This is a genomic window from Psychrobacter sp. AH5, from assembly GCF_040371085.1.
Classification (GTDB): domain Bacteria; phylum Pseudomonadota; class Gammaproteobacteria; order Pseudomonadales; family Moraxellaceae; genus Psychrobacter.
Window position 1 is genome coordinate 2,913,998 of the sequence record NZ_JAMBMT010000001.1, and the last position, 14,169, is coordinate 2,928,166.

Consider the following 14,169-nt stretch of genomic DNA (forward strand, 5'->3'; position numbering starts at 1 on the left):
ATTAAAGTTAATAGCTTCTCAGTTGAGAGGCTATTAATTTTGGGGCTGTAGTAGATAAGCACTATGCTAGACTACTTTTATGAAGATAACCCATTGTAAACTCAGTAAAAAAGTACAGCGAAGGCTGTTAGAGTTTTTCACAGCTGAAGTGACTGCTAGAACAGCCGCAGATTTGCTTGATATTCAGCCTAATACTGCTGCACTTTTTTATCATAAAATAAGACTTGTGATAGATTACCATCTCTCATTAGAAGCTGATGAGCTTTTTGATGGTGAAGTCGAATTAGATGAAAGTTACTTTGGCGGTGTACGCAAAGGTAAAAGAGGTCGCGGGGCTGCTGGTAAAACCGCTGTATTTGGTATTCTAAAACGAAACGGTAAGGTTTATACCATTGTCGTAGCAGACACCAAACAGACTACTCTAATGCCTGTTATTAAGCGTAAAATCAAGCCTGACAGCTTTGTTTATACGGATAGCTATCGAAGTTACAACGCATTAGATGTGAGTGAGTTTAAACATTTCAGAGTCAATCATTCTAAAGAGTTTACTTGCGGTAAAAACAATCACATCAATGGCATTGAGAACTTTTGGAACCAGTCTAAACGAACTCTAAGAAAGTATAATGGGATCGATAAGAAGAACTTCCATTTATTTTTAAAAGAGTGCGAGTTTAGATTTAACTATGGCTCACCATCTAATCAGCTGAAAACCTTGAGAAAATGGTGTGATATTTAATCCTTATCTACTACAGCCCCTTAATTTTTATATAGTTACATTCACAAGGAGGTAATAAGCACATGATGGAAATATGGCTACCCTTAACTCCTGTAATAGTATTCTATTTATTTATATTCCGATATAACCGCAAAAGAAAACGTAGGACTATTTGGAAAGGTAAAGTGCTCGATAACTTTATTATAATTTTTATATTGTCATTAGGTTTTTTTGCAGGTATTGCGCACATTTTAGATCCTAATAGCTATGCTAGAGGGATAGGAAGTGGAAACTTTAGTTATTTGTATACTACAGCAAGGATAATGGGCTGGTGGGTTTTAGCTTTAATGTATACAGGTATCCATCATAGATTTATGAAAAAAGAAAATTTAATATGTTGTGAAAAATCTAAGCTAGAAGATGAACTAGATTTACAATGGATTGGATACAAAATTATATTCGTACTGATGTGTGCTACAGCTCTACTATCAGGTGGCTATAGTTTTATAACTCGTAATTGCTGGGGACTTTTTGAAAGTCGCTACATTCAAGATCCTTTTATGTGGTGGGCAGAGCTTGGTTGGTGTATTGCAGGTATTATCGGACTGTTTGCTTATTTTAGACATATTCGCTATTGGGAAGGTGAGGAGGAATGAACATTCAAATATGGCTTCCCCTACTACCCGCTGCTGCACTTTATTTATTTGTTTTTTTATATAATCTAAAAAATAAGCATCAACCAATATGGAGAGGTAGAATTGGCAATAAAATAGGTATGGGTTTTATCATGCTACTGATCATATGGACAAGTAGCAGTCTGATAATAGACCCCAATAACTATGCAAAAGGTATTGGTGGCAACTCCTCTTATCTATATACAACGGGCAGACAGCTCGCTTGGATTTTGATGGCTATTGGCTATAGCGGGGTACATGCCGAGTTTTTAAGTCAGGATAATATGAAGCAAGGATGCAACGAGCAAAATACAGCCTCTTTATCTCAAGCGCTAAAGTTGATATATATTTTTGCTGCTATTTCAGCGCTTTTATCAGGTGGCTATGGGTTTTTGACTCGTACTTGCTGGGGAATTTTTGAAAGTCGTTATATTCAAGACCCCTTTATGTGGTGGGCAGAGCTTGGTTGGTGTATTGCAGGTATTATCGGACTGTTTTGCTATTTTAGATATATTCGCTATTGGGATGGAAGGTAACAGGAAAACTGAGTCTCAGACTTGAAATGAGATAATTTAAACTTAACTCCCAAAAATAACCTTCTTACCCGTCTGAAGTCCTGAAATCAGCGGTTGAATATTAGCAATATCCAAGTTCACTTGCGCGCGCGTACAAGCGACATATAATAGGCGCAATTCCTCAGGACTAATCTTAATACCGTTAGTAGTGACATCATAATAAAAGTCATCATCAAGCTGTACTTTACCCCATTCAAGCCCTTTGGCTTTATGCGCGGTGGAGATCACATAATCCGCGTTCTCGATACGCGTTAAGCTATTGACTGCGCGGGTTAACACGCTAGTGCCATGATCATCGACCAGCTTAACTAAGGTCTTAAGGTCGCTGCCCTCAGAGGTTTCTGAATATTCTTGCACATCTGACCAGTTATAAAAGTAAGCCAGCTCCGGCACCCCATAAGCAGATTTCCCGTTTTTTAGATTTTCAGCGGCTTGGCAAAACTTTAGCATGCGCTCGGTATCGGCTTGTAGCGCTACCCGATGACCTAGTTTTAGACCCGTTAATAATTGCGACATAGCGGCGGCATTAGTACGGCAAAGAATGGCATCCTTTTTACTATGGATTAGACCCTTTACTGTTGAAGACTGTTTATTAGGATTGCCTTTGAGTGGCACCTCTTCTTGCAGTGCTTTGAGTAAAGTATTGGCCACCTCAGCGATAGGCTCGCCAAAGCGAAACGACTGGGTTAACAAGGTTTGCGGTAGCGGTAGTTTTTTCATGGCATTGACCGCGCCGCGCCATTCATAAATCTGCTGATGCGCGTCGCCAACATAGATTACTTGCTTGGATTGTTGGGTCAAAATACCCATCATCAGCGGATCGGCATCTTGCGCTTCATCAAATAAGATAAAGTCCGCCGGAATACTAGGTTTGGATAACGCCCAAAGCTTAAGGTAAATATCGTGACCGATACCGGCAGGATGACGGGCGTCAATCGATTGGAGCCAACGCTGCTCAACCGCCGGATAGAGCATTTCACGCAGCTGCTCGCTATCGGACTCATCGAGCCATTTAGGGAATTCAATATGACGCGGGGCAGGATAGCTGGCGTGGGTGCTACAAAAGTTACTCACCGCATCACTGACAAAGCGAGACAAGCGCGCTGGGGTCAAAGTAATATATTTGTTGGAGCCTTCTATCTGCCGGCGCACTTGTACTGGCTGCAGACCTAAATCATCTCCTAAGCGTTTGGGCGAAAATCTCGGTAGCGATAACTTAGCGGTAATGTCACGCGGCACATGACGGTAGGCGAGCGAGTGAAAAGTGCGGCATTCGACATGAGAGGGAAACTTAGCACGGGCATCATTAGCGATAGCTTTGTTAAAGGCCAAGTATAGGCCGCGACCCCGCAAACGCTCGCCAATAAGTTTTAGCGTCGTCGTCTTACCCGCACCAGCATAAGCAACCACTTTAAATGATTTGTGATCCATCGCCATATTGAGCGCGCTCAGCTGCTCCTCGGTCGGGTCACTCATATAAGCGGGCATCGATGCAGACATAAATAGCTACCTAAAGTGGATAAATAGAATGAAGAGTAAAACCAGCGGGGTTAAAAAAAGCCACTGCGTAGACAATGGCTGATTAGAAGAAGAGGGACGCAATAACTGACTATTTTGCTTGTTGTTTTTTTAGCAATAGATAATTCATAGTAAAAACAATTTTAGCAGATTGAGGCGCTCATTGTTATGAGAGATTTATTCGCTCAGCTTTGTTAACGCTCTAGAGGATTGGCAGCAAGCTCTTCAGCTGTCTTTTCTTTAATCAAAATCTTTGCTAGAAATAAGCCTAACTCAAATAATAACCACATCGGAAAAGCTAACATCAACATGGAGACGCCATCTGGCGGAGTCACTACCGCTGCTATCGCAAAGCAGCCGACTATAATATAGCGGCGCTTCTCTTCTAGACTCTTAATCGAGACGATGCCGACTAATATCAAGAGCAAAGTCACTACTGGAATCTCAAAGGTGAGTCCAAATACCATAAATAGCTTTAGTGCAAAGCTGAGATAACTGTCGATATCGGTCATCGGTAACACATTTTGCGGAGCAAAAACAATGAAAAACTTTAGCACCCCTTTGAGCACCACAAAGTAGGCAAAAGCTACCCCGGCATAAAACAATACGATCGATGATAACAGCACAGGAATAGCGACTTTTTTCTCTTTTTTATAAAGACCGGGCGCTACAAAGGACCAGATTTGATACAAAATATAAGGCATCGCAAAGAAGGCGGCGACAAATATAGTTAGCCGAATCGGTGCCATAAAGTTAGAGGTAATGTCGGTGGCGATCATTGTTGAGTTAGCTGGCAGCTGGGCGACTAGCGGATCGGATAAAAAATCATATAGCTCACGCGAGAAACCCACTAAGGCCAAAAATATCACCAAGATGGCGGCGCATATCTTAATTAAATGGCGGCGTAGCTCAATTAGGTGTTCAGTGATAGGCATATCAGCCAAAGAGCCTAGTAAATCCTCAGACTCATTATCCCCAGTTTTATCACTATTATTTTGATTAATAGCTTTATTATCTAAGGCCTCGGCTGATTCATCAACCGCTAGTTTTTCTTGCCGACTCTTTTTTCTTTTAAGTAGCTTCATTTAGCGCTCTCCTTATGGGTTGAGGAGAGCTCGTCTACTTGAGTGTATAACAAAGTATCGGCTTTATAATTAGGCAAATAAGGCGGCGCAGGCAAACGCCTGTTTTTATCATAAGCACCCAGGCGAAACCACATACTCTCCCAAGGGCGTGTCATCATCACACTTTTTTGCTCATCTTGAGAGGTCGACTGAGCACTGATAGGCTCACCGTCAGCAGCTAAGCGGTTGTTATAAGCATATTTGTCCTCTACCGCTTGCCTATCTGCATCACTATCGTCAGTAGTATATTGAGTGGTATCAGAAGGAGTCTTATCCAGTCCTTGCAAGCTTTTATTTTGTGAGGACTCAAACTCTTGCATACTACCGCGCAGCTGCTCCATCTCACGCTTCATATCGGCTTCAGTTTGACGAATTTTGGCAAGCTCTTTTTGCATCTGCTCGCGAGTTTCAGCCAAATCTAGCTCCGCTTCTATCTCTGATTGCAAAGTGGCAACGGTACGGCGAATCTTGCTATACCATTGTCCAGCGGTACGCGCTGCCTGTGGCAATTTCTCTGGCCCCAAGACAATCAAGGCGATCACGCCAAACAATAATAATTCAGAAAATCCGATATCAAACATAAGCGTTAAACATCACTATCTCAAGGTAGCTAATAAACGGCACGCCACTACGCCGCTACCGATTTTACAATTAATAGTATTAAACTTTGTGTTGATCATCGGCCGTAGAGCTGACTTTGATATCATCAACTTTGGTACCCGTCAGGTTATCACTGGCAGCATTGGCACTGTTGACGCTAGTATCATGATCAAGTACGCGATGCTTTTTGATGTTTTCAGCCTCTTCATCTTTGACCGCTTCTTTAAAGCCTTTGACAGCGCCGCCTAAATCTTTACCTGCATTTCTAAGCTTCGAGGTACCAAATACTACCACCACGACCACTAAAAGAATGAGCCAATGCGTAATGGAAAAACTACCCATAACGTTATCCTTATAACCTAGTATTTTGAGTTTATTAGCCTTTGCCTTTGTGAGTATACTTAGGCATTAACCAACTAACAATGTTAAGTATAATAATACTCTATTATAACCTGCATGGGATTTTAAAAGGTAAAAACAATAGCGCGGGCTAAAGTTATAAGCCGCGCTAACTAAATATAGGCAATGAGTAGTAACCGCTAATTTGTGTCAGTTAACGAGCATTTTTTTCATCGATACCCGACAGACCAAAACGCCGACCTAACTCATCAAGTACTGCCTCAGACTCTATATCGAACCAAGCAAGGCCGACTAGGCTATGAAACCAAACATCCGCTACCTCATAAATAAGCTCTTTACGCGCTGCATCATAAGCGGCTTTATTTAATTGCTCATTACTATTGGCTAAGTCTTTGGCCGCAATAATGCTCTCGGTGGCTTCTTCGCCTATTTTTTCTAATATTTTATTAAGACCTTTAGTATACAGGCTAGCTACGTAAGAGCTATCCGCGGCAGCATTTTTGCGTTCAATTAATACTTGATCAAGCTGCTGCAAGATAGAGCGCTCCGTTATCGCGCTAGATGCTAAAGTACTAGACGCAAAGCTATCTACTGTATTAGTACTTACTTTATTATCCATCGGTGGCAACGCTGGTTGTTTATGGCTAGAGCTATAAATGTCAGCGGGATCTTTTAAGATAGGATCAACGGCTTGCCAGCTAGGCTCAGCGCCGGATAAATCCAAACGCTGATAAAAGCAGGACGTACGTCCAGTATGACAAGCGATACCGCCCACTTGTGTGACGCTCAAAACGATCACATCGGCATCGCAATCTAAGCGAATATCGTGTACTTGCTGCGTATGACCTGAGCTTTCACCTTTATGCCAAAGCTTATTTCTGGAGCGCGAAAAATAGACTGCAGTTTGCGTTCGCGCTGTCAATTGTAGCGCCTCACTATTCATCCATGCCATCATCAAAATACGTCCTGACTGATGATCTTGCGCAATAGCAGGAATGAGGCCGTCTGAATTAAATGTTATAGCGCTGAGCCAAGCAGGTACAGTCATAGCGTCTCTGTCACTTTATAGAAGAAGAAAAAAGAGGATAAAGAGGTTTGATAATCAGCAATAGATAATACTATACAGGTCGCTTGAATGCGACACACAATGCTATAAAAATTGAGTAAAAAAGGTAGATAGTGGGGGTCAAGCGCCCGTTTTTTTACTCTGATCAAGAGCTGATTGCAGGCTTTTATTAAAAGTAGTTATTTTATTTAAACGATAATCATAATTAACAAAATGCTGACGGGACTTTGCTACTAAAGAGCCATCATGTAGGCGGGTGACTTTGGTATCGATATAGCATCCTGAGTTAGATAGCTGCTGTACGCCTACTTCAAATAGGAGCTCTTCACGTGCCCGTACCATGCTGACAAGCGTCAATTGTATATCATCTACTATTAAGCCTTGATGATCGGCCTGAATTCGCTGGATGCCTTTAGCATATAAGAAGCGATCGCGAGTCTCACAAAGTAGCTGAGCAAGGCATTCTAAGGATAAGTAGTTACCAATGCCAACCTCACTAGTTCTTACTCGCATAACTGTCTCAAATACGAATACAGTATCATCGAAACTCAATTCTCTATCAGTTGAAATCATCACTATAATCTCCTACTCATGAGATATAAAAAGTAAGGTGTTTAAGACACATACGTTATAAAAACACTATCGATATTACTATGTACATTCATTTAAATGAATATATAGTTAATCATAGCCTAAAGTTAATTTCAATATATTTAGGAAGCTAGGATAGCAAAAGCTATCAAGCAGTTAGCCATTAGAACATTTGCAGAATAAATAAAAACTCTATAAGCACCTATTACTTGGTTTGTTATTAAAGTTAAAACTTTGATTGGCAAATGGTTAGCGAGTCTGCTAAAATAGCGCCTCCCACCTCGAGGCAAATAGTTGATTGATTGGCTGTTTTTTAATAACCGCTGATAACGATTATCTGACGACCAGGTTCTATCAAAGACAAAGAGGCAAGTCATCATGAAAGTTAAGATGAAAACCAGAAGCGGCGCCGCAAAACGCTTCAAAAAAACCGCGAATGGCTTCAAGCGCAAGCAAGCCTTCAAGAGCCATATTTTGACCAAGAAATCAGCTAAGCGTATTCGCCAACTGCGTGGTCTTAAGATGGTGGACAAGTCTGACGAAGCAGCAGTTCGTCGTATGTGCCCATACATCTAATCGATCTTTGCCGTTCAATAGCGCTTACTATATCTAAAAATCTTGGAGTAAATTATGGCCCGTGTAAAACGTGGTGTACAGGCAAATCGCCGTCACAAAAAAATCTTAAAACGTGCAAAAGGCTACTACGGTGCCCGTTCACGTGTTTATCGTGTAGCAGTACAGGCAGTTACCAAAGCGGGTCAATACGCTTATCGTGACCGCCGTAACAAAAAACGTTCTTTCCGTCGTCTGTGGATCGCCCGTATCAATGCTGGCGCACGCTTAAACGGTTTGAGCTACAGCCGCTTTATCAACGGCATGAAAAAAGCGAACATCGATATCGATCGCCGCGTTCTAGCGGACATCGCTATGCATGATGCGGCTACTTTTAGTGTATTGGTCGAAAAAGCGAAAGCTGAATTGGCCTAAGTATTAGTCTTGCGCTAGCTGCTGAATAATTGAGTAGCTAGCAGTAAACTAATAGGCATTATCAGGTCGATATAAATAAAAGCTACCGCTAGTCGGTGGCTTTTTTTATAGGCTGTTCATGCTTTTATGTATAAGGGTTCAAACCCTTACTCTCTATATTTTGTTTATCTCAGGAATGATGCGTCTTATGACTACCCCTGTTGCCACCGATTTGTCGGCGCTACCGACCCTATCTTCGCAGTTAAATGAGCTCAATGAAGCTCAGCTCAATGATTTCACTAATGCGGCTACTGTCTTAATTGCCCAAGTGTCTACCGTAGCGCAGTTACAAGAGCTACGCGTACAGCTCACTGGTAAAAAAAGCGCACTTACCAATTGGTCGAAGCAAATGGGTAAGCTTGCTGCTGATGATAAAAAAAGGTATGGCGGCTGGTTGCACGGGGTTCGTAGCAGCATTCAAGAGGCGTTAACCGAGCAGCAGCAGCAGCTAGAGGTTGCCGCATTAAATGCTAAGCTGGCAAAAGAGAGTATCGATATCACTTTGCCGGCTCGCGGCGCGCAAAAAGGTCACTTGCATCCGGTCACCATGATTACTCAGCGAATGCAGCAGTTCTTTGTGCAAGCAGGTTTCAACGTGGCGACCGGCCCTGAAGTTGAGAGCGACTATTATAACTTTGAGGCGCTAAATATTCCCTCGCACCATCCAGCACGCGCCATGCATGATACTTTTTATTTTGATGCGCACTATCTATTGCGTACCCATACCAGCCCAGTACAAATTCGCACCATGGAACAAAGCGCGCCACCGATACGTATTATTTGTCCAGGTCGTGTTTATCGCAATGACTCAGATCAGACCCATTCGCCGATGTTTCATCAGTTAGAAGGGTTAATGGTCACTGAGTCTAGCACCTTTGCTGAGCTAAAAGGCTTGATTAGCGAGTTCTTAGAAGCGTTTTTTGGCAAACAGCTAACCGTACGCTTTCGTCCCTCGTTTTTCCCTTTCACCGAGCCCTCAGCCGAAGTCGATATCTTGGATGATAATGGCAAGTGGCTTGAGGTGATGGGCTGCGGTATGGTACATCCGCAAGTATTAACCAATTGCGGTATTGATAGCGATAAATATACCGGCTTTGCTTTTGGCATGGGTATCGAGCGTTTTGCTATGCTGTACTACGGTATCGATGACTTGCGTCTGTTTTTTCAAAACGACGTACGCTTTTTGCAGCAATTTAGCTAAACCGCTTTAAGGGAAAGGGCTATCCGTCATTCGCTTATTTTTAAGACTTTAGCTTTTGATACGCGCTTTTACTGCAAACTCTTTATTATAAAATTTAGATCCGAGATATTTATGAAAATTAGCGAACAATGGTTACGTCAATGGGTGAACCCTACCAACACTAGTGAACAATTGGCCGAGCAGCTGACGATGGCAGGGCTTGAGATTGATGATCAATTTGCGGTCGCGCGTCCGTTTACTGGTGTGGTAGTTGGCGAGGTAGTCAGTGTTGAGCCGCATCCTGACGCCGATAAACTACGTGTCACGCAAGTCAATATTGGCAATGATGAGCCGATACAAATTGTCTGCGGCGCGCCTAATGTCTGCGTCGGTATGAAAGCGCCTGTTGCGACCGTTGGTGCTGTATTGCCAAGCGAGGACGCTGGTGATAAAGGAGCCGGCTTTAAGATCAAAAAAAGCAAGCTACGCGGTATTGAGTCTAACGGTATGCTTTGCGGCGCATCCGAGATTGATCTAGTCGATAGTATTGATGGTCTGCTTGAATTGCCAGAGGATGCGCCTATCGGTGTCGATATCCGTGAGTACTTGGGGCTGGATAATAAAATACTTGATATCTCTATCACGCCTAATCGCGGCGACTGCTTTAGTGTGCGCGGTATCGCGCGTGAAATAGCGGTGATTAATGAGCTTGCAGTGCAGGAGCCTAAGATTGATTTAGACTTTATAACAGATAAGACTGTTAACACGCCTGACGTTAAGGTGACAGCAGTAGAGCAGTGCCCGCGTTATTTATTGCAAGCTATCAGTGCTATCGATCGTAGTATCGATACACCAAAATGGCTAGTGGATGCATTGATTCAATCAGGATTACGCAGTCATAATTTTTTGGTTGATGTCACTAACTATGTGCTGATGGAGCTCGGTCAGCCGCTACACGCTTTTGATGCCGATACGATCAAAGGGGATATTCAAGTTCGCTTAGCTAAGCCGCAAGAGAATATCACTTTACTCAACGATCAGACTTTAACTTTAGTTGGTGATGAGCTGGTTATTGCTGATGATGAAGGTGTCTTGGCTCTCGCTGGTATCATGGGCGGTAAACGCAGTAGTGTCACTGAAACCACGACTAATATTGTGCTGGAGAGTGCTTTTTTTAGTCCGCTAGCTATCGCGGGTCGTGCGCGCCGCTTTGGTCTACATACTGATGCCTCACAGCGTTTTGAGCGCGGCGTTGATTTTGAATTACCCGCTCTTGCTTTAGCACGAGCGCGTAAGCTGATAACCGAAATTACCGGCGGTAAAGCAGGAGCAATCGTTGCTGTTGAAAACGCCCAACAGTTGCCAGCACGTGCGCCGATTGCTCTGCCGATAGCCAAAGTTGGCGAGGTGATAGGTATAGATATTGAGCCTGAGGTCATGACTCGTATTTTAACTGATCTTGGCTTTCTTGTAGAGCAGCAAGATGAAGTACTCAGCTGTACGCCGCCGTCCTATCGCTTTGATATGAGCATAGCTGAGGATTTGATTGAAGAGATTGCGCGTATTTACGGTTATGACAATATCCCAAGCACCTTGCCGCACCTACAAGTGAGCATGGATTATGATGATACTGCTGATTTGACGCACGAGATGAAGCTAGCTTTAGTCGATATCGGCTATATGGAAGCGATTAGCTTTAGCTTTAGTGATGCTAAGTTAGAAGCTTTGCTTAATGATAAAGCATTGGGCGAAGTGCTAGCGCTTGCCAATCCAATATCGAGTGATCTGGCAGTGATGCGCCGTACTCTGCTATCAAGCTTATTGCCTTGTGTGCAGTACAATCTTAATCGCCAGCAGTCGCGCGTGCGCTTTTTTGAGACCGGTTTAAGCTTTGTCGGTCATAGCATTAGCGAGCTGGTACAGACGCCTAGTATTGCGCTGGTGGCTGTTGGCAATATCTGGGATGAGCAAGCTTATCAAAACCGTGCTATGGACTTTTATGATCTCAAGCACGACGTTGAGCAATTGCTACCCGCCTTAATCGAAGGCGCGCGTATACGTTATGAGCGCAGTGAGCTTGACTTTTTGCATCCCGGTCAAAGCGCTAAGCTCTATATAGATGATCAGTATGCCGGCTGGCTTGGTCAGCTGCATCCTAATACTGCCAAGCAGCTAGATCTGCCGGCGACTTGGGTTGCTCAGCTATCATTAGCGCCGCTACTAGAGCTGGCTCGCGCTCAGCAGGCAATCACTACGCCAAGCAAATTCCCGCAAATACGCCGTGATATCGCCATTTTAGTTGACAGTGAGATTAGCCTACAAACCCTACAAGCCACTATTCGTAGCGCCGCAGGCGAGCTATTGACTGACTTGTGGCTGTTTGATGTTTATCAAGGCAATAACGTTCCTGAGGGTCAGCGCTCATTAGCCTTTGCTCTAGTCTGGCAAGATGCGCATCAAACCTTATCGGATGAAGTCGTTAAAGCTACTACCGATAGAGTAGTTAGCGCCTTAAATGAACAGCATAACGCTCAATTGCGCGATAGCTAAAATAAATATGTTGGCTAACTGGTTATTATTAAAGAATTTTATGATAAGAAATCATTAATTTATTATAAATTCCTTTATAATATCAGGGGTTATAAATCAATTTTTTCCTATGGCAGTGACTGTTGCTTAATTCAATATATAGAAAATAGATAGAATTGGCACTTAAGAAATTTTGCTAGAGAGAACAGGAGTTGTACTGTGAGTACCCTAACAAAGTCTGATATGATCGAACATCTAATGAATCAGCTGAACCTAACTCGCCAAGAAGGACGCTGTTTGGTGGAGAATTTTTTTGATGAGCTATCAGAAAGCTTAATTGACGGTAAAGAGGTCAAGCTCTCAGGTTTTGGCAATTTTGAGCTTAAAGATAAGAGCAGCCGTCCTGGCCGTAATCCCAAAACTGGGGAGCCAGTTGCAGTGACGGCAAGGCGGGTAGTTACTTTCAAAACCGGACAAAAATTCCGTCAAAAAGTGGATCAGCATTTATTTAATGAGTAATGTTTTATAAATAACATATTTGTTAAGTAAATCTGCTATTAGTGGTAAAACAGCTGATAACAACTATTTAGCTATCAACTTCAAAATTCTATCAATCGTCAGTAATAATAAAATTACTACTAATGATTGGTAGAATTTTTTTGCTTTATATGAAGTATAAAGTTGTAGTCAACCATAAGATGGCTTTACTTCAATATATAAAACCGCCTATCATGTTATATTGACTGTCTATCGGATTATAGTGCAGTCATTTAGCGGGTTTAAAAAAATTTAAGTTATAATTAGCCAAATTTAAAAATCCAATAGTATTTATCTGATGGTTGTTAATACCTTTAGATAAATACTGTCGCGCTCTTAATTCCAACAAAGTATAGTGTTTTATTTCATCAACACTTTGTTATAGTAGTAATCATGTTTATATAAGCTTTGGATAAAACAATGAAATATAGTGATGTTTTTAAAAAAAGCGATTTAGGTCGAAAAGAGGTTAAGTATCATACTCTAGGTATTCTGCCTCGCGAGGCTAGAACGTTACTTATAATGATTGATGGAAAAAGAACCTATCAAAACTACCTAGACACATTAGATAATGGCAAAATGTTTGTAGAATTTGGCGGTGTTGCTCCTTTGTTTGAGCTGCTTTTGGAGCTTGGCTGTATAGAAATCATTGGTCAAGAGAGTAGTGAGTATGAATCTCAACATACATCTCAGACTACAAAAGAGAGCATGGAGCTTAGATCTCAAACTGTCAAAGAGACAAGTGAAGCTGAATTTGACAAAACTTTTAATAGTGTACAGTCAGACATCAGTGCGATAGGTAATACAACAGTTTCCAAAACAGCCCAAGCTAGTTATGAGTCCACTAAATCAGATTTAGCTGCATATATCGAAAGTAATGCCCTACCCGAAGAAGCTTGGGGCTACTTACTGAGCCTAGAGCAATGCAATGATCCGGCACAATTATTATCATTAGTTCAACAAATCCAACAAACTTCTAACAGTGCCCTAGTAGATGGTATGGCTGACTTTTCAAAAAAAATAACTATCTATCTTTAAGAGCTTTTATTTAATCATCTGACTGTTAAGCATAGCCTTTTTTTCTAGTCAATTGGAGTATTTAATGCAAGCCGCAGACCTATCAGCAATAAATGAACAAAAAATGCGTCATGGTGAGCATATCATTGTGCGTTTGACTTATATTAGTCGTTATAATAATGATAATGAGAACGGTGAGGTCACCCGTATTCTGAGTCAAGCACAAGAAAATAATGAGCGTAATGGTATCACTGGCGCTTTGGTATTTAATCACAATTACTTTTTGCAAAGTATTGAAGGTGCTAGACCCACTATTAATGCCTTACTGCGAAAGTTAGTCGAAGACAGACGTCACTTTGCACTACAAATTGTTGAGTGCTGTGAAGTGGAAGCGCGCCGCTGGAACAAGTGGTCGATGAATTATTTAACGCCAACTGATAAAAATAGGCATCAAGCTCTTAAGTATTCAACGGGTACGGAGTTTAATCCATATTTGATGAGTACTAATCAGATCATGATGTTTATTGACTCACTGTCAGCTATGCAAGAACAAGAGCGAAAAAAACAGCAACAACAACAGGTTCAAACAAGAGAATTAGCTGTACCTACAAAAAAGAAATCTTGGTTTTCATTCAGTTAATGGCAGACGTTCCTATT

General features: G+C 42.0%; 16 protein-coding genes. 10 read left to right on the plus strand and 6 right to left on the minus strand.

The features are described from left to right. Window positions 1-79: 79 nt before the first annotated feature. The 3 genes from M0N77_RS12435 (at window position 80) to M0N77_RS12445 (ending at window position 1,925) form a co-directional block, all read left to right on the plus strand. Window positions 80-736 carry an IS1595 family transposase gene (locus M0N77_RS12435; RefSeq protein ID WP_353103013.1) on the plus strand — a complete coding sequence of 219 codons (657 nt, stop codon included), beginning with the start codon at window positions 80-82 and terminating at the stop codon, window positions 734-736. 62 nt (window positions 737-798) lie between these two features. Then, complete coding sequence (locus M0N77_RS12440) at window positions 799-1,371, plus strand: hypothetical protein (RefSeq protein WP_353105484.1); 573 nt, start codon at window positions 799-801, stop codon at window positions 1,369-1,371. Then, window positions 1,368-1,925, plus strand: coding sequence for a hypothetical protein (locus M0N77_RS12445; protein WP_353105485.1), 558 nt, complete (start codon window positions 1,368-1,370; stop codon window positions 1,923-1,925). The genes M0N77_RS12440 and M0N77_RS12445 overlap by 4 nt, the downstream gene beginning before the upstream one ends. A 42-nt stretch (window positions 1,926-1,967) precedes the next feature. On the opposite strand, the gene M0N77_RS12450 is transcribed toward M0N77_RS12445, so the two are convergent. The 6 genes from M0N77_RS12450 to M0N77_RS12475 all read right to left on the minus strand — a co-directional run bounded on the left by M0N77_RS12450 (window position 1,968) and on the right by M0N77_RS12475 (window position 7,205). Beyond that, on the minus strand, window positions 1,968-3,464 hold the full coding sequence (locus M0N77_RS12450) for a UvrD-helicase domain-containing protein (RefSeq protein WP_353105486.1): 1,497 nt from the start codon (window positions 3,462-3,464) through the stop codon (window positions 1,968-1,970). Window positions 3,465-3,676: 212 nt separating this feature from the next. After that, a complete protein-coding gene (gene tatC / locus M0N77_RS12455) occupies window positions 3,677-4,567 on the minus strand; it encodes a twin-arginine translocase subunit TatC (protein ID WP_353105487.1) in 891 nt (296 codons plus the stop codon). Further along, on the minus strand, window positions 4,564-5,187 hold the full coding sequence (gene tatB / locus M0N77_RS12460) for a Sec-independent protein translocase protein TatB (RefSeq protein ID WP_353105488.1): 624 nt from the start codon (window positions 5,185-5,187) through the stop codon (window positions 4,564-4,566). The genes tatC and tatB overlap by 4 nt, the downstream gene beginning before the upstream one ends. A gap of 79 nt (window positions 5,188-5,266) precedes the next feature. Next, window positions 5,267-5,548, minus strand: coding sequence for a Sec-independent protein translocase subunit TatA (tatA, locus tag M0N77_RS12465; RefSeq protein WP_353105489.1), 282 nt, complete (start codon window positions 5,546-5,548; stop codon window positions 5,267-5,269). Window positions 5,549-5,759: 211 nt separating this feature from the next. Continuing rightward, a complete protein-coding gene (gene hisI, locus M0N77_RS12470; RefSeq protein ID WP_353105490.1) occupies window positions 5,760-6,614 on the minus strand; it encodes a phosphoribosyl-AMP cyclohydrolase in 855 nt (284 codons plus the stop codon). Window positions 6,615-6,752: 138 nt separating this feature from the next. Then, entirely contained in the window at window positions 6,753-7,205 is a 453-nt protein-coding gene (locus M0N77_RS12475) for a thioesterase family protein (RefSeq protein ID WP_353105643.1), read from the minus strand. 396 nt (window positions 7,206-7,601) lie between these two features. Here M0N77_RS12475 and rpmI point away from each other — a divergent pair, with 396 nt between their 5' ends. The 7 genes from rpmI (at window position 7,602) to M0N77_RS12510 (ending at window position 14,152) form a co-directional block, all read left to right on the plus strand. After that, window positions 7,602-7,799 carry a 50S ribosomal protein L35 gene (gene rpmI / locus M0N77_RS12480; protein ID WP_011281253.1) on the plus strand — a complete coding sequence of 66 codons (198 nt, stop codon included), beginning with the start codon at window positions 7,602-7,604 and terminating at the stop codon, window positions 7,797-7,799. A gap of 54 nt (window positions 7,800-7,853) precedes the next feature. Next, window positions 7,854-8,210, plus strand: a complete 357-nt coding sequence (gene rplT, locus M0N77_RS12485) for a 50S ribosomal protein L20 (protein ID WP_025646048.1) — start codon at window positions 7,854-7,856, stop codon at window positions 8,208-8,210. Between the two features lie 187 nt (window positions 8,211-8,397). Beyond that, on the plus strand, window positions 8,398-9,450 hold the full coding sequence (gene pheS / locus M0N77_RS12490; protein WP_353105491.1) for a phenylalanine--tRNA ligase subunit alpha: 1,053 nt from the start codon (window positions 8,398-8,400) through the stop codon (window positions 9,448-9,450). Between the two features lie 111 nt (window positions 9,451-9,561). Next, the gene (gene pheT / locus M0N77_RS12495) at window positions 9,562-11,979 is read left to right on the plus strand and encodes a phenylalanine--tRNA ligase subunit beta (RefSeq protein ID WP_353105492.1); all 2,418 of its coding nucleotides are present in this window, start codon (window positions 9,562-9,564) and stop codon (window positions 11,977-11,979) included. A 198-nt stretch (window positions 11,980-12,177) separates the two neighbouring features. Then, window positions 12,178-12,477, plus strand: coding sequence for an integration host factor subunit alpha (locus M0N77_RS12500; protein WP_353105493.1), 300 nt, complete (start codon window positions 12,178-12,180; stop codon window positions 12,475-12,477). A gap of 438 nt (window positions 12,478-12,915) precedes the next feature. Beyond that, window positions 12,916-13,533 (plus strand): hypothetical protein, encoded by a 618-nt coding sequence (locus M0N77_RS12505; RefSeq protein WP_353105494.1) that lies wholly within the window; start codon window positions 12,916-12,918, stop codon window positions 13,531-13,533. Window positions 13,534-13,597: 64 nt separating this feature from the next. Continuing rightward, the gene (locus M0N77_RS12510; protein ID WP_353105495.1) at window positions 13,598-14,152 is read left to right on the plus strand and encodes a BLUF domain-containing protein; all 555 of its coding nucleotides are present in this window, start codon (window positions 13,598-13,600) and stop codon (window positions 14,150-14,152) included. The last annotated feature ends 17 nt before the right edge of the window (window positions 14,153-14,169 follow it).